This window comes from Roseateles cavernae (assembly GCF_040187885.1).
GTDB classification, from domain to species: Bacteria; Pseudomonadota; Gammaproteobacteria; order Burkholderiales; family Burkholderiaceae_C; genus Roseateles_E; species Roseateles_E cavernae.
In genome coordinates this window covers 1-335 of the sequence record NZ_JBDPLH010000055.1, presented here as the reverse complement: position 1 = coordinate 335, position 335 = coordinate 1, and the positions used below count along the sequence as shown (strand labels likewise).

General features: G+C 66.3%; 1 protein-coding gene. It reads left to right on the top strand.

Annotation, left to right across the window (positions count from 1 at the left end):
- Positions 1-129: 129 nt before the first annotated feature.
- Positions 130-335, top strand: a 206-nt coding sequence (locus tag ABGI63_RS25830) for a hypothetical protein (RefSeq protein ID WP_349745380.1), incomplete at its 3' end; no start/stop codon positions are given.

The window sequence follows — 335 nt, the reverse complement described above, 5'->3', positions numbered from 1 at the left end:
ATCTGCAGCAACTGCGCCGAGCGCTGCCTGCCGCTGGCCGTCTATTGCGACGAGGACTGCCGAGAGGACCACCAGCACCGCCTCGATGTGCTGGCCAAACAACAAGCCCGGCGCTGACCGGCTGACCCTATGCCCACCAAAGATGAGTTGAGGGCGCAGCGTGCTGCGCTGATTGAGCGTTTGCACGCGCTGCCGGTGGCGATGAAAAGCCGGCCGCAGTGGCTGGTGTGGAAGTTCATCAAGAAGCCGAAGGTGCCCAAGCCGGCGAAGGTGCCGTTCTACGTCTCGGGCCAGCTGCGCGGCTGGCCTCGGGGCAAGCCGGCGGATGGCGTGGC